Here is an 18,523-nt window from a genome sequence, read left to right on the forward strand (position 1 = left end):
AAGTTCAACATCGACTACTTCCCCGTTGTAACCACCCCACAGCACTTGCACATCGAGGAGAGAGCAACATGCCTTTTGTAACAACGAAAGACGGAACGGAGATCTTCTACAAGGACTGGGGCCACGGCCAACCCATCATGTTCCATCACGGCTGGCCCTTGAGTGCGGACGATTGGGACGCGCAAATGCTGTTCTTTCTTCAGCACGGCTATCGCGTGATTGCGCATGACCGTCGCGGCCACGGACGCTCGGCCCAGGTGAGCGAGGGGCATGACATCGACCATTACGCCGCCGACGCTGCGGCCGTGGCCGAACATCTCAACCTGAAGGACGCCATCCATATCGGGCATTCCACCGGTGGCGGCGAAGCGGCGCGTTACGTGGCGAAGCACGGCCAGCCGCAGGGCAGGGTAGCCAAGCTGGTGCTGGTGGCTGCCGTTCCACCGATCATGCTCAAGACGCCGGCCAATCCCGAGGGCCTGCCGATCGAGGTGTTCGACGGTTTTCGCAAGGCGTTGGCCGCGAATCGCGCGCAGTTCTTCCGCGACGTTCCGAGCGGTCCGTTCTACAACTTCAATCGTCCTGGCGTAGCGCCGATGGAGGCCGTGATTCAAAACTGGTGGCGGCAGGGCATGATGGGTAGCGCAAAGGCGCACTACGACGGCATCAAGGCTTTTTCGGAAACCGACTTTACGGAAGACTTGAAAGCAATCGATGTGCCGACACTGGTCATGCATGGCACCGACGATCAGGTAGTGCCTTACCACGATGCAGGACCGCTCTCGGCAAAGCTGTTGAAGCACGGCACGTTGAAAACGTATGAGGGCTTCCCGCACGGGATGCTCACCACGCATGCCGAGGTGCTCAATCAAGACCTGTTGGCGTTTATCAAAAGCTGATGTCACCCGGAGCGCGCGGTGTTCCACACCGCGCGCCTCCCCATCGCCCAGTAGGCTGGGATGCAATCCCAGCATCGGGAAGTCCAACCAAGCTGGGATTTTCATCCCAGCCTACGACCATCGATCGAACAAACCGAAACGCCCGCTTCAGGCCGTCCCCACCGATTCCCCCGCAAGCCACAACGCCAGATTCGTCGCATAACGGCGAATCGAACGCTGCGCTTCCGGCGAACGAGCAAGCCCATCACCCGGCGCTTCACTGACGAAACTAGGCGAGCCCGTGGAAGGATCCCAGTTGTAGTCCGCGAAATGATGAAAGGTCGACACCGCAACCGCAGGCCCCTGTTCGGATGAAGGCTCGAAGGACACCGCCAGGTTGAACGAACGCCCGCTGAGCTTGCTGCGTCCCCTGGCGATGACACGTGCCGAGGCATCCTGTTCTGGCTTGCCCACGGCACCTTCATGGGGATGCGCAGGAAAGAAATGGAGCGCACCATCCGGTGAATCCGGATCCATCAATACCGGATGCAACGGCAAGCTGGGTTCTATGCGCTGGAAATCACCATTGGCACCAGAGTGGTAGTTGGGCCAAAGAATATCGGTGGTGATCGTGTCATCGACTTTATGTCGCGACGGGTCGGGATCCGGATGCTTGCTATGGAAGTAGTGCGCCGCGCCCACGCCACCCAGCGTGCAAACCGAGCTGCCCAGATCCATGTGATCCCGCGCGACCAGCAGCCCGCCGCCGCGACGGCGAAACCGCCCGATCGCTTCGCAGTCGGCCGCGGTGAGCCCGTCGCCGGTATCCACCGCGAACAGCCATAGTTCGTCGAACGCCGACGAATCCAGCCGGGACAGCACGCTGTCGGGTGCGCCAATGGGATCGCGGTTGCGCGCCGTCACCTCAAAGCGCGGCAGACCATCGCTGCCGCGCATATCGGCCAGCAGGTCGCGCAATAGCGTAAAGCGGCCGATGTGCCAATCGTCCTCGGCATAGGGAATGGTGGTCTGCAACAGAATGCGGTGGGTGGGGCGCATGATGTCCATCCTCGTGGCGATCGGCTTGATGCTTCCCGATTATTTCACCAAGTGTGCGTCGACGGTGTCGATGGCGAGGGATATCGTCACAGCAAGCCTGCACAATGTCTTCGCAAGTGGGCGACAATGTCCATCTCCGATTCCCAGCACTATCGTTTCCAGAGAACGCCATGGCTCATTCCGACACCCTGCAAGCTGAGTTGCTTCACCTGTTCGAGCGCCACGACGTAGAGCTGGAAGAAGATGAAGACTGGCTGGTGACCGATGGCGATTTTCCCGCCGTGCGTGCGACTTGGCAGGATGGGGATGCGGGCAGGCCGGGCCGCTTGGATGTGGACGTGGTGATCAGCGAGGAGCGCCACATCGAAGAAAGCTTTGCCGGCAACGGAAGCGGTGCCACCGGCCTACGCGATGCACTTGGCGCGTTCCAGCGAAATGTTTTGTACGTGTTGTTGGCTGCATGCTGGTACGTCACGGACGATCGGCGTATTCAACTGCAAAGCTGGGACCTTGGTGCGCGTAGCTGGGACGTCTTCGTCGGGCCGCTGGCATTTAGCCGTGATGATGTCGCTGCGCCTGAAGGTTGGTTGTCGGGCGTGCAGGATGCGCTGCGAAACGAATCGTTGAGCGGTCAGTTGCATTGGATTCGCCTGTTCCACCGTCGTGACGATGACGGTTCGGTCACAGCCGAGGCATTGCTGGACAACGAGCCATGGCCGGGTGGGGATCGCTTGCTGGCGCAGTTGCCATGGCCTGCAACGGATAAGGGATATAGCGCGCGTTGTTTTATGGCATTGGATATTCGGGATTATTGAAGTGGCGTGTATGCCAGCGGTACTAACCTCGATTCTTGTCGCCTCGGCGAAAACCGGGGCCCAGTGACTTTAAGGATCTAAAATAGCTGCCGGGCCACGGCTTGCGCCCATGCTTGGAAGTTAAGGTTCTTACTCGCCGGAAGCTCTTGCTCGTCATTCCAGCTTGCGCTGGAATGACCGTTGTTGGTCTGGCGATGACTAAAACATTCCTAAATCGGAGCAATGGTCTGTGTGGGAGCGTCCGTTGACGATCATTCCAACTAAAGCAGCGCCATCGGCATAGCGGCAGCATCGCCAAACCAATTGGCTTGCGAAAGCGCATTCTGCTGCCTTGCTTCTTCCGCATGCCCCTGCGCTTGTTGGCAATCCGCGAGAATCCGCAAGCTCTGCGGATCCAGCGGCCAGTGCGCGAGCGCCTGATTCACCTCGACCTGCGCCGCCTCCGGATCGCCCTTGGCCAGCAAGGCAGCGGCGACACTTCTGCGTACGGGATACCACCAGGTCGGCGGATCGCTAAAGGCACCCAGCTTCGCATCCTGGATATCGGCTGCCTTGCGATAGTCCGCTTCCGCATCGCCCCAGCGTTTCTCAAGCATGGCAATGCGGCCCTCAAGCACCAGCCGAGCGATGTCGACCATTGACTGCACTTGCGCAGCGGAATCACCGAACTTGGCGAGGTCATCATGATTGATCGCGATGTTCTGGGCTTCGCGTTGAATGCCGGCAACATCGCCGTTTCGCGCAGCGACTTCTCCTTTCGCGTAATGCCACATGGCTAGCGCGTAGGGGAGAGTTTTGTCCGGTGGCGGCAAGGATGCCATCGTCTGCGATGACGCAAACCGCCCGAACACGAAATAGGCGGTGACGAATCCGAATTGATGCAGAAAGCTTGAAGCATTCGGTGAGGACAATTGCTGCAATTGCGCCGTTGCCAGTGCGAGGCCTTCTTTCGCGTCGCCATCGATCAACGTGGCCGCCTCGCCATATTGCACATTGTGCCCGTGATAGGGCAGCCCAAACACGCCGCCTTTTGGTTTCAGTCGTGCAGCGTTGTCATTATCGATTTTCACCGCGCCGAGATTCGCGTTTTCAGCAGCGCGATACTGGCCAACCCAAAAATAGGTATGCGACGGCATGTGAATCAGATGGCTCGCCGCGGGTGCCAGCGCGGGCAATTTCCCCGCATAGGGAAGCGCCTCTGCCGCTACGCCGTCCATCTCCATCGCATGAATATAAAAATGGATGGCGGCGCTATTGTCGGGCGATCGATGCAGCACTTGTTCGAGAATCTGCACGGAGCGGTCCAGATGATCGCGGCTATTGTTCTGCGCGGCAGGAATCATCCACGCATCAGCCGTTATGACGGCGACTTCATCGTCGGAAGGATCGGCGCTGTACAACGCATCCATGGCTTGCGCAAACGCCAGGTCGCCAGGCCCGCTGCCGCCACCTTGGTGATAGCGCTTTTGCAAAGCGGCAATCAATGCCCGTTCCTTGGGCGGATTGTCTTTCGCCAGCGCAGCGGCGTGGTCTGCCATAGCCACCAGCTGCGCTTGCACCGATTCGTTGATGGTGTAGTTGATCGTAGGCCCGCGCGCCCACGCCTCTCCCCATACACACATGGCGCAATCGGGATCGAGTTGCTCGGCCCGCCGAAATGCCGCAATGGCCGACTTATGCGCAAACGCATGCGCAAGCTGCATGCCGTTGTTGAAATAGGCCTGGGCATCCTGGCTCGATGTTTTTATCGTGAAGCCACCCGTGCCGTAGCCGCTCAAAAGACTCGTCGCCGCAGGCACCACGCTGAGCGGCGCCATGGCCATCATGTGGCCTTTCATCGGCGGAGCCTGATTGTTGGCAAACGCCAGTGTCGAAACGAGCGCGAAGAGCCATGGTGAGATCAAGCGCGTCCACGTTGAACGTGAAAGAGGTGAGCGGACGGTCTTCGTAGACTGCATGTCTTCCTCCAAGTGCACTCGGCAGATTGAAGTGAATCGCAACGTCTGATCGGGGAGAAGTGTGTTGCTGGACGCGAACAAAAACGTCCATGCCGGCAGATGGGATAACGGCGCGCTGCAACATAGGTGAGCCGTCAGCGCTGGAACCAGTGCTGGACGTCATGGTGAGGGGTTGGTGTTGCGGCACGGATGCTTGGAACCATCTTCGTCTCCTGGATAGAGTGGCCCGACAAGGCCACCCGCGATGCTGGCATGCAGAAAGCCATGAAAGATCCGCGCATGGATGCCGCCAGCGAGCTGCCCTTCGATGGCAAGCGCATGATTTTCGGCGGCTTCGCACCGGTGGTCAGCCTGTCAGGCTAGGAGCGCCCCGCTTTTGCCTCTCAAGGCAAAAACGTCCGTTGGCCAAACTTTGCTACATTTCCCGCAACTGCACGTATCGGGGAACGCGCATGCATGCCAGGTTTTGGGTTCTTATGGTTTTGCCTTTGATGGCCTCAACGGCAAGCGCCACGGATATCTACAAGTGCACCGGCAGGAACGGCGCGGTTTCCTATGGGGATACACCGTGCCCCAGTCAGCAAACCACACTGTTGCACAAGGAGACAGCGGCGGAGGCTGCTCAGGCGAAACAGGAACGTATCGTCATCGCCCTCTACGCCATGGTCGATAACGGCCGCATGGATGAAGCCAGATCCTTCGCTGCCGCAAACGGTGTTACCCCTCTTTTCCAGGAGCGTATTCAAGCCAACGTCAGGCGCGAGCAAGAAAAGCGCCAACAGGAAGTGGCCAACGACGCTGAGATTCGGCGCAAGGAAGAGGCGGCAGCGCGGGCTCGCCATCAACAAGCGATGGACGAATACCAGGCGAAATGGGTGAAGGCCGACGCCGACGAGGAAAAGTTTCGCAAACAGCACTGGAGCGAGATGAAGCAACAGCACCTTCCGAAGGTGCTGCAGAGTCAATCCGCCAAGACCTTCAACGCTGCCAGGGGGAAGTGGTGCTCAGTCGGCCAGGATGGTTCTACGGTGTGCCAGTGAGCAAAGCCACGCTGCGCAATCCAGCATAGTTTGTCTAGGGCGATGCCACGGGCGTCACTTTCCTTACGCACTATTTCCATCCGTAGTGTCGTCCGCTTGCAAATCACCGATGCGCGGTCTACAGTGAACCATATGGTTCACTATCAAGCCCGCCTCGACGCAACGTTTGCCGCGCTCTCCGATGTCACCCGACGTGGTGTGCTGGAGCAGCTCGGGGCTTCAGACGCCTCCATCACCGACCTTGCCGAAAAGTTTCACATGACCCTTACGGGCATGAAGAAGCACGTCAGCATTTTGGAGCAGGCAGGGCTCGTCACCACGGAAAAGGTCGGGCGCACACGCACCTGCAAGCTGGGACTGCGCCGGCTGGAAGAAGAGGCCGCCTGGATCGAGAAGCACCGCCAACTCTGGAGCGCGCGCTTCGACGCGCTGGACGAACTTGTCGAACAGTTGAAACGCAAGGAGAAGACAAATGCCCAACGCAAAAGAAGATAGTGCCGCCGTCATGAATCGCACCGTCGTGGAACGTAAATCCGACTTCGAATTTGTTGTGACGCGAACGTTCAATGCTCCCGCACGCATCGTCTTCGAAGCGTGGAGCAAACCCGAATTGTTCACGCGCTGGTGGATTCCGAAGTCGGTGGGCATGTCACTGGTTTCGTGCGACATGGATATTCGCACCGGAGGCACGTATCGCCTCGTGTTCAGTCATCCGGACTTCGATCAACCAATGGCTTTCTTCGGCACGTACAAAGAAGTAACACCGCACAAGCGCCTTGTATGGATGAACGAGGAAAGCGATCAGGGTGCCGTGACCACGGTGACGTTCGAAGAAAACGACGGCAAGACGCTGCTTACCTTCCACGAACGCTACCCCACAAAAGAGGCCCTCGACGAAGCCCTCGCCGGCTCGGCGGAAGGCTTGCCCGAACAGTTCGCGCAGCTGGATGAGTTGCTCGCAGCCGGATCGTGACCACGCCACGGCCACCGGTACACGGAAGGGATGACGACAAAACACACGATCACCGCCGCGCCGCGTAGTTGGCGCGATGGGAGGACGATATGCTCAGGCGCGATTTCTTGAAGACCGCCATGGCGACCGCAGTACTGACTGCGGCGCTTCCCATGCAAGCCAAGAAGACGCTTGCTGCACCGAACGAGCATTTTGCCGACGTCAATGGCCAGCATCTCTTTTACAGCATCCATGGCACCGGCAAGCCGCTTATTCTTCTCCACGGCGGCATCGATCCAGACAGTTTCGGGAGCAATCTGGCTGAACTGGCCAAGCGCCAGCAGGTAATCGCCGTCCATCTCCAGGCACATGGACGCACGCCAGACAGCGAGAGGCCACTGCGCAGTGAAACCATGGGCGACGACGTTGCCGCTCTGATCAGCTATCTAAACCTTGGCAAGGCCGACGTGATGGGCTATTCGCTGGGCTCCAGCGTCGCGCTGCAAACCGCTATCCGCCATCCGAACGTGGTCGACAGGCTCGTGCTTGTGTCCGCGGCGATGAAGCAAGACGGTTTTTATCCGGAGGTGGTCGCCGCCTTCAAACAATTGGAAGCCAACGCTGCCATGCTCGGCGCTAGCGTCAAGGCATCGCCATTAGGGCAGGCTTATCCCAATGTCGATTGGATCAAGCTCTTCAAGAAGGTTGGCGACATGACCAAACGCCCCTTCGACTGGAGCGCCGACGTCGCCAAACTTCATACACGCACACTGCTGGTTTTTGCCGACGCTGACGCCATCCGACCCGAACACATGGTCGAATTGTGGAAGGCATTGGGAGGCGGCCAACGCGATGCCGGGACGGATGGCTCCCTGCGGCCCGCCAATGAACTCGCCATCGTGCCGAACGCCACCCACTACACGCTCCCCGTCGACCCGATGTTGCCGGAGATCGTCGAACGCTTTCTCGGCGCCGCGTGGAAGGCAGCAGGTTAGATGCGCGGGAGAGTTGCGTGTGCTCTTCGATGTCTTGAGCAATCGTATGTACCACGTAAGCGGATGATCAAGCGATGCTGGATCGCGCAAATGCGATTGTCCGCTAAAGCACAAGTTGTCCACGGCGGTTAAGCATAAATTGACCGTCTGGCAGAATCTGCGAGGCTGACGGGGAACGCGCTGGGTAGAGGCCATGGCTCGAAATCGGCCAGAGTGAATTCCAACTCCCGTTCCCCAAGGGTGCTTCACGCTGCTACATGTTGGCTACGTTTCACCGGCCCACCCACTTTACGAAGTGCCCGCTGCTACGCAGCCGAGAAGATGCGTCCAGCGGCGGGGCTGGTTATATCGCCTTCGCTTGCGGTGCCCACTGCGCTGCGAACGCCTTGGCATGGAGGGCGGCCGTGAAGGCCTGCACGTGATAATCGGCCAGGCGATGAACATGGAAGGAGTCCTGCCCAAGCATCTGATCCAGTTCCGCGCGATCCTGGCAGTGGGCCAGAATCAGGCCGCCCGCACCTGAGTCGAGAGGACCCGCGACAAGGATTCGTCCGGCTCGCGCATGGCCGATCAGCCACGCGCGATGGGTGTCGAGCTGCGCTTCAATCTCAGCGGCAGCACGCAGATAGGTGAGCGTAACGACATAAAGCATGGCAAACGCTCCTCAGGCCAAGGCGAGTTCATCGGTGAAGGCCGCCACGGCTGCGTGCGCCGCCCGGATGGACAGGTCGCGAAGCTCCGCGCCCTTGCTGAGCTGTTCCGCGCGCAAGAAATGCACGTCGGTAATACCAAGAAAGCCAAACATGGCCTTCAGGTAAGCCTCCTGGAAATCCATGGCCATGGCAGGGCCTTCGGAGTACATGCCGCCGCGAGTGGAGGCGATCACTACCTTCTTGCCATTCGCCAGACCGACAGGGCCTTGGGAGGTGTATTGAAAAGTCCGGCCCGGTTGCGTTACGCGGTCAATCCAGGCCTTGAGCTGGCTGGCCACCGAAAAGTTGTACATCGGTGCGCCAATCACGATTACGTCGCTGGTCAGCAGTTCTTTGACCAATGCTTCCGACCGGGCGTGCTCGGCGAGGGCGGCTTGATCGAATTCGCTTGCACCGATCGGACGAAAGCCTGCGGCGATCGGGCCGTCCAAATGGGGAATCGGATCAGCGATCAGATCTCGGTAGACGACCGTGGCCTGAGGGTTCTGCCGGCGGAACGCGTCGACGATGGCGGCACTCATGCCGCGTGATGCCGATGCATCGCCCAGAATGCTGGAATCGAGATGAAGAAGCTGCATGAGGTTTTCTCCTGATGGCGAGTTGGCGGCTATCCGCGTGCAGGCGCAAGCGGACGAGTCGGGTAAGCAGATCCCGCCGCCGCAGACGCGGCGCGAGAATCCGAAGTGGAGACGCCGAAAGGGCGGGGCGTCAGTGGCCGGCTGTCGCGGCGGCCTGTTCGATCAGGCGGACGACGTCCTTGGGATGGGAAATGAGCGACATGTGGCTCGACGCCAAGGTGATACGGTGCGCGCCGATCTGGTCAGCCATCTTGCGTTGCACAGGCGTAGGTAGCGCGTGGTCGCCATTGGTCACCAGATACCAGGTGGGCTTATCGCGCCACGCCGCGTGCGTGATCTTGCCGTCGAAGGTGGCCGTGGCAATGGGAGGCGCCACCGAGGCGAGCAGCTTGACCCTGTCATCGCGGACATCGCCGGCCATCACATGCTTGAATGCCGCTGGATCGTCCAGCCAGATCAACCCGTACTCATCCGGCTTCATGCCGGTCATGGGTGAGCGAAGGCGGTCGAGCAGCGTGTTGACCGACTCGCCACTGTCCGGCACCAACGCGGAAAGGTAGACGATACCCTTGACGTTCGCTGCGTTGCCCGCCTCCGTGACGACAGCGCCCGCCCACGAATGTCCCACCAGAATGACGTCCCCATGCTGGCGTGCCAGGACGCGCTGTGTTGCCGTGACATCGTCGGCCAGCGACGTCAGCGGATTTTGCACGGCGGTGGCGTGGTAGCCGTCGCGCTGAAGCAGCGCAATGACATCGGACCAGCTGGAGCCGTCGGCGAATGCCCCATGCACCAGCACGACGTTGCGGATCGGCTGGTTGGCGTAGGCAGGCAGAGACGGTCCAGCGAGGGCCATCATGAGTGCGATCAAGACCAGTCGATATGAGCGCAGCCGCGACGGCACTTTTTTGCTGAAGAAGGGCATGGTTTTTACTCCGGTTGTACGCGTGTGGTTGACCATGCACATCAGGCCATCGCCTTGCGGACCATGGCGCTGTCGGCGAATTGCTGCATTTCGACGATCTTGTTGTTCTCCAGGCGGTACAGGTGTGCGAATGACGCCTGCATGGCCTTGCCTGTCTGTCGATAGATGCCCGAATACACGCCAAACGCAGCGACGCGATCGCCGTCGGCCAGATAAGTGTGCACAGTGGCGCGATAGTCGATCCATTCGGTGGCAAGTCGATGGAAGACCTCAGTGGAGATCGCCTCCGGGCCGACATAGGTGCCTGCGTAGGGGAAGCCCGCCGCCTCCGTCCAGATCGCGTCTGGCGCCAACGCATCGAGGAGGTGCTTGCCGTTCTCCTCGGCGCTTCCCTCGTAGGTAGAGCGAATGATGTCCAAACAGGTATTCATGGCCATCAACCCCACTTCATTTCGCCCGTGGCGACCTTGGCGCCGATGTCCAATGCGATGCCCATGTCGGCATGGGGATAGCGGCGTTGCATGGCGGCGATCAGCGCGTTGCTTTCCTGGGCCTTCGCCAACTCCTCTTCGAATGCGAGCAGGTAGTCGCGCGTATAGGCGATCGCGGAAGCATCCACGGCGGAAGCGGGCTGCATATGGCCAGGCACCACCACGGCGGGATTGCGAGCAGCCATGGCTTCAAGGTTGTCCACCCAGGCGGCGCGGCCTTCTGCGGTCGCCGTGTCCGCGGTCCATACGTGCAAGTCGGCAAATACCAGCACGCCGCCGAAAATGGCTCCCAGCGACGGCACCCATAAGGAGCGGCGGTTGCTCAGGCCATGGGCGGGAACGATGTGAATGGACTCCCCCTCGAGGCCGAGCGACTCGCCATCGAACGCTTCCGGCAGCACGATTTGCTGCAGCGACTGCGGGCCGTTGTGACCGAGTTTCGGCCCCCAGACGGCAAGCTTTTTTTCCACGCTTTCACGGATCGCAGCGATCGTGGCGGAAGCGGCGAGGATGCGCGCCTGCGGGAACATCTGCCTGATCGGAAGCAGGCCGAAGTAATAATCCGGATCGCTTTGGCTGATATAGATGGTGCCGAGCGTCTTGCCGTTGGCACGGATGGCATCGGCAAGCGCCGCGCCATCGGAAAAGCTGAATCCCGCGTCGATCAGCAGCGCTTCGTTGGCGCCGGAGATCAGCACCGGCGCCCGGAAGAAGCCACTTTCACCGGCTGGAAAATGTCGCCACGCCAGCGCCTGACTGGTCGTGCCGGATACGTGAGGTGTTGCCTTCGACATGGCTGACTCCTGAGGGCGGATGGGGGTTGGATCAGGCGGCGCGCAGTTGATCGAGCAGCGCACTCGGATGGGTGTAGATCGCACTGGTGTTCAATAAGGTGCGCGTTGCGCCGGTCTGCAGAACGAGGGTCGGCACGCCATGCGCGCCGAGTTCGCCCATCCATGCATTGGCGCGGGCGGTGCGCGCATGATGAGCGGCGAGCAGTGCGGGCGATCCTTGTTCGAGCTGCATCGCGGCGTCGGCAAGACTCCTTTGCTGGAGCAGATCCGCGAGGACGCGCAGGTCGGTGATGTCCCGGCCTTCGACATAACGCGCCGCCTGCATCGCCTTGAGCATCTCCAGCTCCCTCGCAGGCTCGGTCAGCGACACGGCGGTGAGCGCGACCGTGGCCGGCCCGCTGTCGAACAGCCGGGTGCGATCCGCGAGCACCTGGCTCCGATAGCGCTCAGTGAAGGGCTGCCCGGTCAGCCGCTCGATGCGTTGATCGTTGGACCAGGCATAGTCGGCAAAGCCCTCATCCATCGGGCGTGCACGCTCACCGGAAAACAGACCCGTGGGGAGCGGCTCGACCCGGAGGTCCGCCTCGGTGGCAAGTGCCGCCAGAGCCGGCATGGCGCCGTAGCACCAGCCGCAAAGCGGGTCAAAGAGATAGTGGAGCGTCTTGATCATACGTTTCTCCCAGGCGTGCTGCGCATCCTAGGCATCGCCCATTGACTTATAAATCCCAGCCAAATACACAAACTGTTTGCTAACGGCATACAAATGGGGGAGCCATGGCCGGATGGGGAAATCTGAAGCGGATTGCCTATTTCGCGGCGGTGGTGGAGACGGGTTCTTTCACTGCCGCCGCAGAGCGGCTGGGCATTACCAAGGCCGTGGTCAGCCAACAGGTGGCGCGCCTGGAAGCGGAGTTCCGCACGGCCTTGCTGTTCAGAACCACCAGGAAGGTGCGGCCCACCGAGGCCGGGCAGGCGTTTTATCAACGCTGCGTCCTCATCTTGCGCGAGACCGAGGATGCGTTCGGCGAGCTGGCCGAAGCGGCCGGCGAACCTTCCGGCCTGCTGCGGCTTACCGCGCCGCTCGATTACGGGATTGGCGTGGTTGTCCCTGCCATTGCCGACTTCATGCAGCGATACCCCCAATGCAAGGTCGACGCGGTGCTGAGCGATCAGACGTTGGACATGATGGCGCGGAACATCGAGCTGGCGGTCCGGGTTGGCTGGCTCACCGATAGCCATCTGCAGGCGCGGCGCATAGGTACGTTCCGGCAGTTGCTGGTGGCCCCGCCGCAGTTGCGGGCTCGCGTCGAGCGCATGCAGGTACCGGAGGACATCAGCCAGTTGCCCTTTGTCGCCAACACGGTGCTGCGCGAGCCGCTACGCTGGCATTTCTCCTTGAACGAACTCGAACAGCGCGAGGTCAACTTGCAGGTATCCCTCTCGCTCGATGCCACGCTGCCGGTGCGCGAAGCCGTGCTGCTCGGCGCGGGGCTTTCCGTGCTGCCCGATTACGCTATCGCCGACGATCTGGCCGCGGGCAGGTTGATTCACGTATTGCCGCGCTGGAGTTTGCCCTCCGGCAGTATCCACGTGGTGTTTCCGACCGCGCGCTTCCGTCCACCGAAGGTGCGTGCCTTTGTCGAACTTCTGGCCCAACGAGCTTCCGGCGAGCGAGGGCCTGGCTAACCTTCGAGCGATCCAGACTGCGTGCTGCGAAACTGATCGATTTATCCCGTTGCGTGATGCCTGTGCAAGCCGTTGCGGTCATCCAAGGCCTAGCAAAGCATTGAAGAACTCAAAGATTATGGTGTTATTCCTGGCGAAAGCCGAAAAAGTAGGAATAATTTTTCCGATTCTTCGTCAGATTGTTGAACGAGTTTGGCAGGGAAGCGGTTGTCGCGTTCTTGCATGAGCTGATTCGCTTCCGACCCGTAGGAAGGCTTATTCAAGCCTCTGATGGCCGAGTGGTCGAGCTTCGCGCCCGGTCCGACGGAGTTCATCGCCGAAGGCGACACGGTGGTATCGCTGGGCGTGTTCACCGGCAAGCACGGCGCTACGGGTAAATCCGTGCAGGCGCACTATGCGCACTTTTGGGACGTAAAGGCCGGCAAGATTGCGCGCTTCCGTCAGTACATCGACACGCTAGCTGTGGCTGAGGCGCGTTGCTGATGAGTTGACTAGAAGGCGATTAGATGCGTCGCCGACGGTAGTGTCGGCGGTGCGTGCACCTACCAGGAATGATCAGGCGACCTACAAATTCTGATCAGAGGACCGCCGCTTTTAAATCGCGCTACCGACCCTGATCGCTTTAATGGTCATGATCAGCACCTCATATTCACTATCAGGCTCATAACTGACCACATCGCGAACTATCCGGCCTGACATCGTCATCGGCAGAATGAACGCGAGGTTTGTTCCTACGGCACCAAGGCATTCGCGTACCACATCGATCTTCATGTCGTAGCACACGCTATCGCCGTCATTTTTATCTACGCGGGCTGGGTCCATGTCGCTTCAATATCATCCTTGACGGCATCGTCAACCTCTGCCGCGGATACACCCGTAAGCTCGCTGACTCGGCCATGCCGCATTCCGTAGAAATGGCCGCTGCGTCTATAGGTGGCCGTCCAGGTGACGCGGTCTGAACTCGCTTGTTCGTAGTCGCCTTCGTACGTAAATCCGTTCTTCGTCTTGCCGGAAACGCTGGTCATGATCACCGCCCCTGAGATAGTCGTGGCCCCAGCGTAGTCCGTTTTAGGAGGCGCGACGTTGTCATCAGCAATGGTCAGTTTGCATCCATTGGGTCAAACCTAGACCGGTGTCGTGATGGTGTCAGTAATCTGGGCAATCGATAGAGATGATGAGGGCATCCGATCTATAGAGATCCTGCGCTCATCAGTTTTGCCGACGAATTGCTTGCCTGACAGATTACCCTGAACTAACAAATGTAGGCGCATGATACTCAAGCGCCGGGAAAGTAAACCTTCTCCTTGGCAGGCGTCTCAGCCACGCGGTCCTATACCCTAACGCCAACTGAGTAATTCTTCGACTTAACGTCGGAGTTGCGGCTTCGGCTGCTCAAAATCCGCCATGCGGATTACCACTCTAGGCGAACTCATGTCTACTCATGACTCCAGTACCTCGCAAGTTTCCTCCAAGAATATCGTCGATACAGCGGCAGCGAATGGTTCATTCCATTCACTGGGCAAGGCCCTCGAAGCCGCGGATCTGAGCCGCGTTCTGAAAGGTTCCGGTCCCTATACCTTCTTTGCGCCAACGGATGCCGCATTCGAAAAGCTGCCCAAGGGCACGCTCGAAAACTGGCTGAAGCCGGAGAATAAGGCGGAATTGATTTCCGTATTGAAGTACCACGTTCTGCCGGGTCGTGCATTGGCGGTTGATGTCGAGAAATTGACGGAACCAAAGATGATGCAGGGCCAAAGCGCGGCGATAAAGAAGGATGGCGAGACGCTCAGCATCGGCGGCGCCGTCATCACTCAGCCGGACATCGCATCGAGCAATGGCATCATCCACGGTATCGATACGGTCATCGTGCCAACCAAGCGCTGAGCAACAGAGGGTCGTGGCGGGGCGACCTCGCCACGTCGCATCGACTGAACACGCCATGGACGGCTTCGGTGGCTGCTGGGGAGCTTGTGGGATGCGGATGAGGATTGTTTTATGCCAAGCATTTCCGTAAGCGAGAATTATCGTGGCTATCAAATTATCGCCACCGGCGAGTTCTGCGAGATTCTCCACGATAAAGGCCGGATCGACCGCTTTGCGCGCGAGTACTTGCGCATGGATATTCCTGCCGGGATGGCGCTAGCGTTGCTCATCGATGAAGCGAAAGAGCGTGTCGACGCGATCTTCAGCGCTGCTGCATGCCCATTGCGCGTGCCGGAGCGTCGTTCATGGAGAAATAAACCGCTTGCCAGGTGAGTGAGCCGTTCTGGCTTGCCGCCATCGAGGATCGCCGTATGTCCGCCTACCTTCAGAACCACTTCACCTTTACCGACGACGCACTCCGCACTTTGGGCGTGGAGCCGGACATCCAGATTGGCATGGCCCCGTATAAAGAGGGCTTTCCCGTGCCCTGCCAGGGCGATCTGGTGCAAGTCATGGTCAATGGTAAATCACGGCAATTTGTTGTCGTCTTCCGACAGTTTATCTATCAATCCGCGGAAGAGATGAACATCCGGTACGTTCTGGACGCCATTCGGTAACCCTGGGTTTGCTGCCTTGAGACATCGGGGTCCATATCGGCGGAGGGGTCACCAGCAGACTATTTCGCAGGAGAGGCAATGAGCACTCATGTCAACAACCACACCCCGACAGTCAATCTTGTCGATTCGATGGCTTCCCTGGGGTCGTTCGTCGTGTTGCGAAGGGCGCTGGATGTCGCAGGGCTTAGCGTGATGCTGAGTGCTTCAGGCAATTTCAACCTTCATGGGGAATATCCGGAAATTGGAAGGGATTACTTGACCTGGACGACGACCTTTCCTTTCGCGCGACCCGTTTCAACGTAGGCCAAGGCCTCGTTGGTCTGCTCGAAGGGGAAGACACGATCCATCGCGGGGCGGATGGCGCCGTCCTCGATAAGCCGAGTGAGTTCGCGCAACTGCTGACCGCTGGCCCGCATGAAGAGGAACCCATACTTCAGATTGCGACGGACCGCCTCCTTCCTGACTTTGGCGCTCAGTAGGCGAACGATGAGGCGAACAAACCACGGTGCGCCGATACCGCTAGCGAAGGTGGGATCAGGTGGCCCGGAAATGGAGATGAGTTGTCCGCCAGGCCGTAGTACGCGCAGCGATTTCTGAAGCGCTGCCGCATCCTGGCTATGCAGGACCACGTCATAGTTCTGAAGCACTTTCTCGAAGTCGTCTTTCTTGTAGTCGATGATGACGTCCGCCCCGAGGCTCTTCACCAAGTCGATATTGGTGCTGCTCGTGGTGGTCGCGACAGTAGCCCCGATATGCTTGGCCAACTGGATGGCGAAGGTGCCGACGCCACCGGAGCCTGCCTGGATGAAAACCTTCTGCGCCTTCTTGAGATGCGCTCGTTCCACCAAAACCTGCCATGCGGTCAAGCCAACCAGCGGAATCGACGCCGCCTCTTCCATGGTGAGGTTCTTGGGTTTGGGTGCTACGTCGTTTTCGTTCACCGCGACGAATTGCGCGAAGGAACCGATACGATGGTCGGCTGGCCGCGCATACACTTCATCGCCGACGCTGAACTGCCGAACCCGCGACCCGACGCGAGTCACGACGCCGGCGACATCGTGACCTAATGCCAACGGCAGTCGGTAAGGCAGGATGAGCTTGAACTCGCCGCTTTTGATCTTGGAGTCCAGCAGATTCACACCGGCTGCGTGCACCTCGATCAGCACCTCGTTATCCCGGAGCTCAGGCATTGACACGTCAGCAAGCCGCATAGGCTCTTTCTTGCTGTATCGATCGACCAGGAAAGCTTTCATGTTTTTTTCTCTCGTAGATGTTTTCAGCAAGGGCTTAGTGAGCTTCCAGGCGCAGATCTTTTCGAACTCCCGCATCCAGCACGCTGGCAGGGGCAAATCGGCGTAGCCATCGCATCCGGCTAGCCAATCCTGGCGCGTAGCGGATCTTCGGCCTATCAGCTAGAGCCGCCTTAAGCACCATCTCGGCGACGACCTCCGGCCCATCGGCGCCGACCAATACCTCTTTGACGCGGCGCTCCACACTCGTGCGGACCTCGCGATATACGTCAAGCGGGGTGTCGGGTTTCATCAGATTCGAATCGAAGGAGGTATTGATGTAGGCGGGCTCAACTACCGAGACGCGCACACCCAGCGTGCGTAGTTCATGGTCGAGTGCTTCCGAATAACCGGCCACCGCGTGCTTGGTGGCTGAATACAGCGCCATATAAGGCATGGGCAGGAAACCAAGCACCGAGCCGATATTGATGATGCGGCCACTGCTTTGCTGTCGCATGTGGGGCACGGCAGCACGCGTCATGCGCACGATGCCCATGAAGTTGGTATCGAAGATTGCCTGCGCCTGTTCGACGGAGCTTTCTTCCGCACCCGCCGGGGCCACGCCGAAGCCGGCGTTATTGACGAGCAGGTCGATACGTCCAGCCTGCCGGATGACGGCCTCCACGCATGCCTGAACGGACTCATCGCGCGTGACGTCGAGGGGCAGCATTTCAAACGATCTCCCCGACGGAGCGGGGCGCCGGCTGGTGCCGAACACCGTGTACCCCGCAAGGGTGAGCCGGTCTGCTGTGGCTTCCCCGATACCGGAAGACGCCCCGGTCACAAGGGCGACGCCTTTGCCTTGCTTGTTCATGTTTCAAATTCCGCTGAGAGGGGCTGTTTGTCGATAGTTACTACTAATTCGATATCGACTATACTGCGGCCTTCTGCGGAAGTCACTATCGAAATGATATGAATGATGAAATTGTTTGCAGCGAACCCTGTCCGATCGCTCGTAGCCTGGCCGTCGCGGGAGACGCCTGGAGCATCCTGATCCTGCGCGACGCCCATGCAGGGCTTACGCGCTTTGATCAATTTCGGAAGAGCTTGGGGATCGCGCCAACCATCCTGACTCGGCGGTTGGCCACACTGACGGACGAGGGCATGCTGGAGAAGCACCGCTACTCCGAGCACCCCCCACGTGAGGAATACCGACTAACGACCGCCGGGCGCGATTTCCTACCGATCCTCTTCATGATCGGAGCGTGGGGGCGCAAACACCGTAAGGGCGGCGAGTTGACTCAATTCCTCGACGAGCAAACTGGGACCGAGATCAAGGCAATAGCTGTCGACGAGGTGACCGGCGCCAAGATCGGAACGCGACCGATCCGCATTGTTGCCCCGAAGGAGAATGCGCGTTAGGTCAAACCTTGGATACTAGAGGTACTTGCGGAGGCGTGATTTAGTCGGGCAGGAAGTCAGATATGTCCCGGCACTATCAGGACATTTATATGCGGCCGCGCCGATAGTTTTTGGTTTTTGGCAGGGAGGCAGTTGTCGCGTTCTTGGATGAGCTGATTGGTAGCTGCAACGAAGCTAAATTGAAGCGCAGTGTCGAGACGATGCTGTTCTGGGCTCGGCGGCATGAATAGGCAACGGCCGCTTTCGATCCGGAGCGGACCTAAGTGACTAGAGAACCAAGAGATGCCAGGGGGAACGTAATGAGCGGTCATGCAATCTGCATATCTGTCGCCGTACTTGCCTTGATGTGCGCTGATGTCGCCTTTGCCGACGACATCCCCGCCAAGAATGGGGCTACGGCCCAATGGATGATCGAAAAGGAAAGGGCTTGGGCCAACATGGCCTGTGG

Annotated in this window: 24 protein-coding genes and 1 pseudogene; 13 read left to right on the forward strand and 12 right to left on the reverse strand. The window is 59.4% G+C overall.

The window, feature by feature from the left end:
- Positions 1-68: 68 nt before the first annotated feature.
- Positions 69-899: an alpha/beta hydrolase gene (locus tag VJR68_RS11935; protein WP_324147896.1), complete on the forward strand. Its 831-nt coding sequence runs from the start codon at positions 69-71 to the stop codon at positions 897-899.
- A 147-nt stretch (positions 900-1,046) separates the two neighbouring features.
- Here the strand turns inward: VJR68_RS11935 and VJR68_RS11940 are convergent, their stop codons facing one another.
- Complete coding sequence (locus VJR68_RS11940; protein WP_324147897.1) at positions 1,047-1,937, reverse strand: hypothetical protein; 891 nt, start codon at positions 1,935-1,937, stop codon at positions 1,047-1,049.
- Between the two features lie 170 nt (positions 1,938-2,107).
- Between VJR68_RS11940 and VJR68_RS11945 the strand changes: the two genes are divergently transcribed.
- Positions 2,108-2,752, forward strand: coding sequence for a DUF6348 family protein (locus VJR68_RS11945; protein WP_324147898.1), 645 nt, complete (start codon positions 2,108-2,110; stop codon positions 2,750-2,752).
- A 260-nt stretch (positions 2,753-3,012) separates the two neighbouring features.
- Here the strand turns inward: VJR68_RS11945 and VJR68_RS11950 are convergent, their stop codons facing one another.
- Entirely contained in the window at positions 3,013-4,590 is a 1,578-nt protein-coding gene (locus VJR68_RS11950; RefSeq protein ID WP_324147899.1) for a hypothetical protein, read from the reverse strand.
- 318 nt (positions 4,591-4,908) lie between these two features.
- On the opposite strand from VJR68_RS11950, the pseudogene VJR68_RS11955 reads away from it, so the two are divergent.
- The 5 genes and pseudogenes from VJR68_RS11955 to VJR68_RS11975 form a co-directional block, all read left to right on the forward strand.
- A pseudogene (locus tag VJR68_RS11955) lies at positions 4,909-5,073 on the forward strand (DUF1428 family protein); the annotation flags it as partial.
- An 89-nt stretch (positions 5,074-5,162) separates the two neighbouring features.
- Positions 5,163-5,750, forward strand: coding sequence for a DUF4124 domain-containing protein (locus tag VJR68_RS11960; RefSeq protein WP_324147900.1), 588 nt, complete (start codon positions 5,163-5,165; stop codon positions 5,748-5,750).
- Positions 5,751-5,846: 96 nt separating this feature from the next.
- Complete coding sequence (locus VJR68_RS11965; RefSeq protein WP_324147901.1) at positions 5,847-6,245, forward strand: metalloregulator ArsR/SmtB family transcription factor; 399 nt, start codon at positions 5,847-5,849, stop codon at positions 6,243-6,245.
- Complete coding sequence (locus tag VJR68_RS11970; protein WP_324147902.1) at positions 6,223-6,723, forward strand: SRPBCC family protein; 501 nt, start codon at positions 6,223-6,225, stop codon at positions 6,721-6,723. The genes VJR68_RS11965 and VJR68_RS11970 overlap by 23 nt, the downstream gene beginning before the upstream one ends.
- A gap of 107 nt (positions 6,724-6,830) precedes the next feature.
- On the forward strand, positions 6,831-7,697 hold the full coding sequence (locus VJR68_RS11975) for an alpha/beta hydrolase (RefSeq protein ID WP_324147903.1): 867 nt from the start codon (positions 6,831-6,833) through the stop codon (positions 7,695-7,697).
- A 343-nt stretch (positions 7,698-8,040) separates the two neighbouring features.
- Here VJR68_RS11975 and VJR68_RS11980 read toward each other — a convergent pair whose 3' ends face one another.
- The 6 genes from VJR68_RS11980 to VJR68_RS12005 all read right to left on the reverse strand — a co-directional run bounded on the left by VJR68_RS11980 (position 8,041) and on the right by VJR68_RS12005 (position 11,868).
- Positions 8,041-8,349, reverse strand: coding sequence for a YciI family protein (locus tag VJR68_RS11980; RefSeq protein ID WP_324147904.1), 309 nt, complete (start codon positions 8,347-8,349; stop codon positions 8,041-8,043).
- Between the two features lie 12 nt (positions 8,350-8,361).
- Positions 8,362-8,988, reverse strand: a complete 627-nt coding sequence (locus VJR68_RS11985; RefSeq protein WP_324147905.1) for an FMN-dependent NADH-azoreductase — start codon at positions 8,986-8,988, stop codon at positions 8,362-8,364.
- Between the two features lie 130 nt (positions 8,989-9,118).
- Positions 9,119-9,913: an alpha/beta fold hydrolase gene (locus tag VJR68_RS11990; protein WP_414647772.1), complete on the reverse strand. Its 795-nt coding sequence runs from the start codon at positions 9,911-9,913 to the stop codon at positions 9,119-9,121.
- 41 nt (positions 9,914-9,954) lie between these two features.
- Entirely contained in the window at positions 9,955-10,344 is a 390-nt protein-coding gene (locus VJR68_RS11995) for a nuclear transport factor 2 family protein (RefSeq protein ID WP_324147906.1), read from the reverse strand.
- A 5-nt stretch (positions 10,345-10,349) separates the two neighbouring features.
- Positions 10,350-11,198 (reverse strand): MBL fold metallo-hydrolase, encoded by an 849-nt coding sequence (locus VJR68_RS12000; protein WP_324147907.1) that lies wholly within the window; start codon positions 11,196-11,198, stop codon positions 10,350-10,352.
- Positions 11,199-11,229: 31 nt separating this feature from the next.
- Complete coding sequence (locus VJR68_RS12005) at positions 11,230-11,868, reverse strand: DsbA family protein (RefSeq protein ID WP_324147908.1); 639 nt, start codon at positions 11,866-11,868, stop codon at positions 11,230-11,232.
- Between the two features lie 104 nt (positions 11,869-11,972).
- On the opposite strand from VJR68_RS12005, the gene VJR68_RS12010 reads away from it, so the two are divergent.
- Positions 11,973-12,884, forward strand: a complete 912-nt coding sequence (locus VJR68_RS12010; protein WP_324147909.1) for a LysR family transcriptional regulator — start codon at positions 11,973-11,975, stop codon at positions 12,882-12,884.
- 270 nt (positions 12,885-13,154) lie between these two features.
- Positions 13,155-13,367: a nuclear transport factor 2 family protein gene (locus tag VJR68_RS12015; RefSeq protein WP_324147910.1), complete on the forward strand. Its 213-nt coding sequence runs from the start codon at positions 13,155-13,157 to the stop codon at positions 13,365-13,367.
- A gap of 111 nt (positions 13,368-13,478) precedes the next feature.
- Here the strand turns inward: VJR68_RS12015 and VJR68_RS12020 are convergent, their stop codons facing one another.
- Together VJR68_RS12020 and VJR68_RS12025 are read right to left on the reverse strand one after the other, a co-directional pair.
- Positions 13,479-13,706, reverse strand: a complete 228-nt coding sequence (locus tag VJR68_RS12020; protein WP_324147911.1) for a hypothetical protein — start codon at positions 13,704-13,706, stop codon at positions 13,479-13,481.
- Positions 13,688-13,909 carry a TonB-dependent receptor gene (locus VJR68_RS12025; RefSeq protein ID WP_324147912.1) on the reverse strand — a complete coding sequence of 74 codons (222 nt, stop codon included), beginning with the start codon at positions 13,907-13,909 and terminating at the stop codon, positions 13,688-13,690. The genes VJR68_RS12020 and VJR68_RS12025 overlap by 19 nt, the downstream gene beginning before the upstream one ends.
- A gap of 379 nt (positions 13,910-14,288) precedes the next feature.
- Here VJR68_RS12025 and VJR68_RS12030 point away from each other — a divergent pair, with 379 nt between their 5' ends.
- The 3 genes from VJR68_RS12030 (at position 14,289) to VJR68_RS12040 (ending at position 15,424) form a co-directional block, all read left to right on the forward strand.
- Positions 14,289-14,768, forward strand: coding sequence for a fasciclin domain-containing protein (locus VJR68_RS12030; protein ID WP_324147913.1), 480 nt, complete (start codon positions 14,289-14,291; stop codon positions 14,766-14,768).
- 111 nt (positions 14,769-14,879) lie between these two features.
- Positions 14,880-15,140 (forward strand): hypothetical protein, encoded by a 261-nt coding sequence (locus VJR68_RS12035; protein ID WP_324147914.1) that lies wholly within the window; start codon positions 14,880-14,882, stop codon positions 15,138-15,140.
- A gap of 38 nt (positions 15,141-15,178) precedes the next feature.
- Positions 15,179-15,424, forward strand: a complete 246-nt coding sequence (locus VJR68_RS12040) for a hypothetical protein (RefSeq protein WP_324147915.1) — start codon at positions 15,179-15,181, stop codon at positions 15,422-15,424.
- Positions 15,425-15,675: 251 nt separating this feature from the next.
- Here the strand turns inward: VJR68_RS12040 and VJR68_RS12045 are convergent, their stop codons facing one another.
- Together VJR68_RS12045 and VJR68_RS12050 are read right to left on the reverse strand one after the other, a co-directional pair.
- The gene (locus VJR68_RS12045) at positions 15,676-16,677 is read right to left on the reverse strand and encodes an NADP-dependent oxidoreductase (RefSeq protein ID WP_324147916.1); all 1,002 of its coding nucleotides are present in this window, start codon (positions 16,675-16,677) and stop codon (positions 15,676-15,678) included.
- A gap of 34 nt (positions 16,678-16,711) precedes the next feature.
- Entirely contained in the window at positions 16,712-17,527 is an 816-nt protein-coding gene (locus VJR68_RS12050) for an oxidoreductase (RefSeq protein ID WP_324147917.1), read from the reverse strand.
- Between the two features lie 98 nt (positions 17,528-17,625).
- Here VJR68_RS12050 and VJR68_RS12055 point away from each other — a divergent pair, with 98 nt between their 5' ends.
- Positions 17,626-18,075 carry a helix-turn-helix domain-containing protein gene (locus tag VJR68_RS12055; protein ID WP_324147918.1) on the forward strand — a complete coding sequence of 150 codons (450 nt, stop codon included), beginning with the start codon at positions 17,626-17,628 and terminating at the stop codon, positions 18,073-18,075.
- Positions 18,076-18,523: the final 448 nt, after the last annotated feature.

This window comes from Dyella sp. (assembly GCF_035277725.1).
Taxonomy (GTDB): domain Bacteria; phylum Pseudomonadota; class Gammaproteobacteria; order Xanthomonadales; family Rhodanobacteraceae; genus Dyella_B.

Excerpts from the sequence above, each read along its gene's own strand:
- VJR68_RS12035 (WP_324147914.1), top strand. The coding sequence starts at position 14,880 with ATGCCAAGCATTTCCGTAAGCGAGAATTATCGTGGCTATCAAATTATC.
- VJR68_RS12055 (WP_324147918.1), top strand. The coding sequence starts at position 17,626 with ATGAATGATGAAATTGTTTGCAGCGAACCCTGTCCGATCGCTCGTAGC.
- VJR68_RS11995 (WP_324147906.1), bottom strand. The coding sequence starts at position 10,344 with ATGAATACCTGTTTGGACATCATTCGCTCTACCTACGAGGGAAGCGCC.
- VJR68_RS11945 (WP_324147898.1), top strand. The coding sequence starts at position 2,108 with ATGGCTCATTCCGACACCCTGCAAGCTGAGTTGCTTCACCTGTTCGAG.
- VJR68_RS11935 (WP_324147896.1), top strand. The coding sequence starts at position 69 with ATGCCTTTTGTAACAACGAAAGACGGAACGGAGATCTTCTACAAGGAC.
- VJR68_RS12045 (WP_324147916.1), bottom strand. The coding sequence starts at position 16,677 with ATGAAAGCTTTCCTGGTCGATCGATACAGCAAGAAAGAGCCTATGCGG.
- VJR68_RS11960 (WP_324147900.1), top strand. The coding sequence starts at position 5,163 with ATGCATGCCAGGTTTTGGGTTCTTATGGTTTTGCCTTTGATGGCCTCA.
- VJR68_RS11985 (WP_324147905.1), bottom strand. The coding sequence starts at position 8,988 with ATGCAGCTTCTTCATCTCGATTCCAGCATTCTGGGCGATGCATCGGCA.
- VJR68_RS12005 (WP_324147908.1), bottom strand. The coding sequence starts at position 11,868 with ATGATCAAGACGCTCCACTATCTCTTTGACCCGCTTTGCGGCTGGTGC.
- VJR68_RS12010 (WP_324147909.1), top strand. The coding sequence starts at position 11,973 with ATGGCCGGATGGGGAAATCTGAAGCGGATTGCCTATTTCGCGGCGGTG.
- VJR68_RS11990 (WP_414647772.1), bottom strand. The coding sequence starts at position 9,913 with ATGCCCTTCTTCAGCAAAAAAGTGCCGTCGCGGCTGCGCTCATATCGA.
- VJR68_RS11980 (WP_324147904.1), bottom strand. The coding sequence starts at position 8,349 with ATGCTTTATGTCGTTACGCTCACCTATCTGCGTGCTGCCGCTGAGATT.
- VJR68_RS12050 (WP_324147917.1), bottom strand. The coding sequence starts at position 17,527 with ATGAACAAGCAAGGCAAAGGCGTCGCCCTTGTGACCGGGGCGTCTTCC.
- VJR68_RS12025 (WP_324147912.1), bottom strand. The coding sequence starts at position 13,909 with ATGACCAGCGTTTCCGGCAAGACGAAGAACGGATTTACGTACGAAGGC.
- VJR68_RS11950 (WP_324147899.1), bottom strand. The coding sequence starts at position 4,590 with ATGAAAGGCCACATGATGGCCATGGCGCCGCTCAGCGTGGTGCCTGCG.
- VJR68_RS11940 (WP_324147897.1), bottom strand. The coding sequence starts at position 1,937 with ATGCGCCCCACCCACCGCATTCTGTTGCAGACCACCATTCCCTATGCC.
- VJR68_RS12020 (WP_324147911.1), bottom strand. The coding sequence starts at position 13,706 with ATGGACCCAGCCCGCGTAGATAAAAATGACGGCGATAGCGTGTGCTAC.
- VJR68_RS12015 (WP_324147910.1), top strand. The coding sequence starts at position 13,155 with ATGGCCGAGTGGTCGAGCTTCGCGCCCGGTCCGACGGAGTTCATCGCC.
- VJR68_RS12040 (WP_324147915.1), top strand. The coding sequence starts at position 15,179 with ATGTCCGCCTACCTTCAGAACCACTTCACCTTTACCGACGACGCACTC.
- VJR68_RS12030 (WP_324147913.1), top strand. The coding sequence starts at position 14,289 with ATGCGGATTACCACTCTAGGCGAACTCATGTCTACTCATGACTCCAGT.
- VJR68_RS11970 (WP_324147902.1), top strand. The coding sequence starts at position 6,223 with ATGCCCAACGCAAAAGAAGATAGTGCCGCCGTCATGAATCGCACCGTC.
- VJR68_RS12000 (WP_324147907.1), bottom strand. The coding sequence starts at position 11,198 with ATGTCGAAGGCAACACCTCACGTATCCGGCACGACCAGTCAGGCGCTG.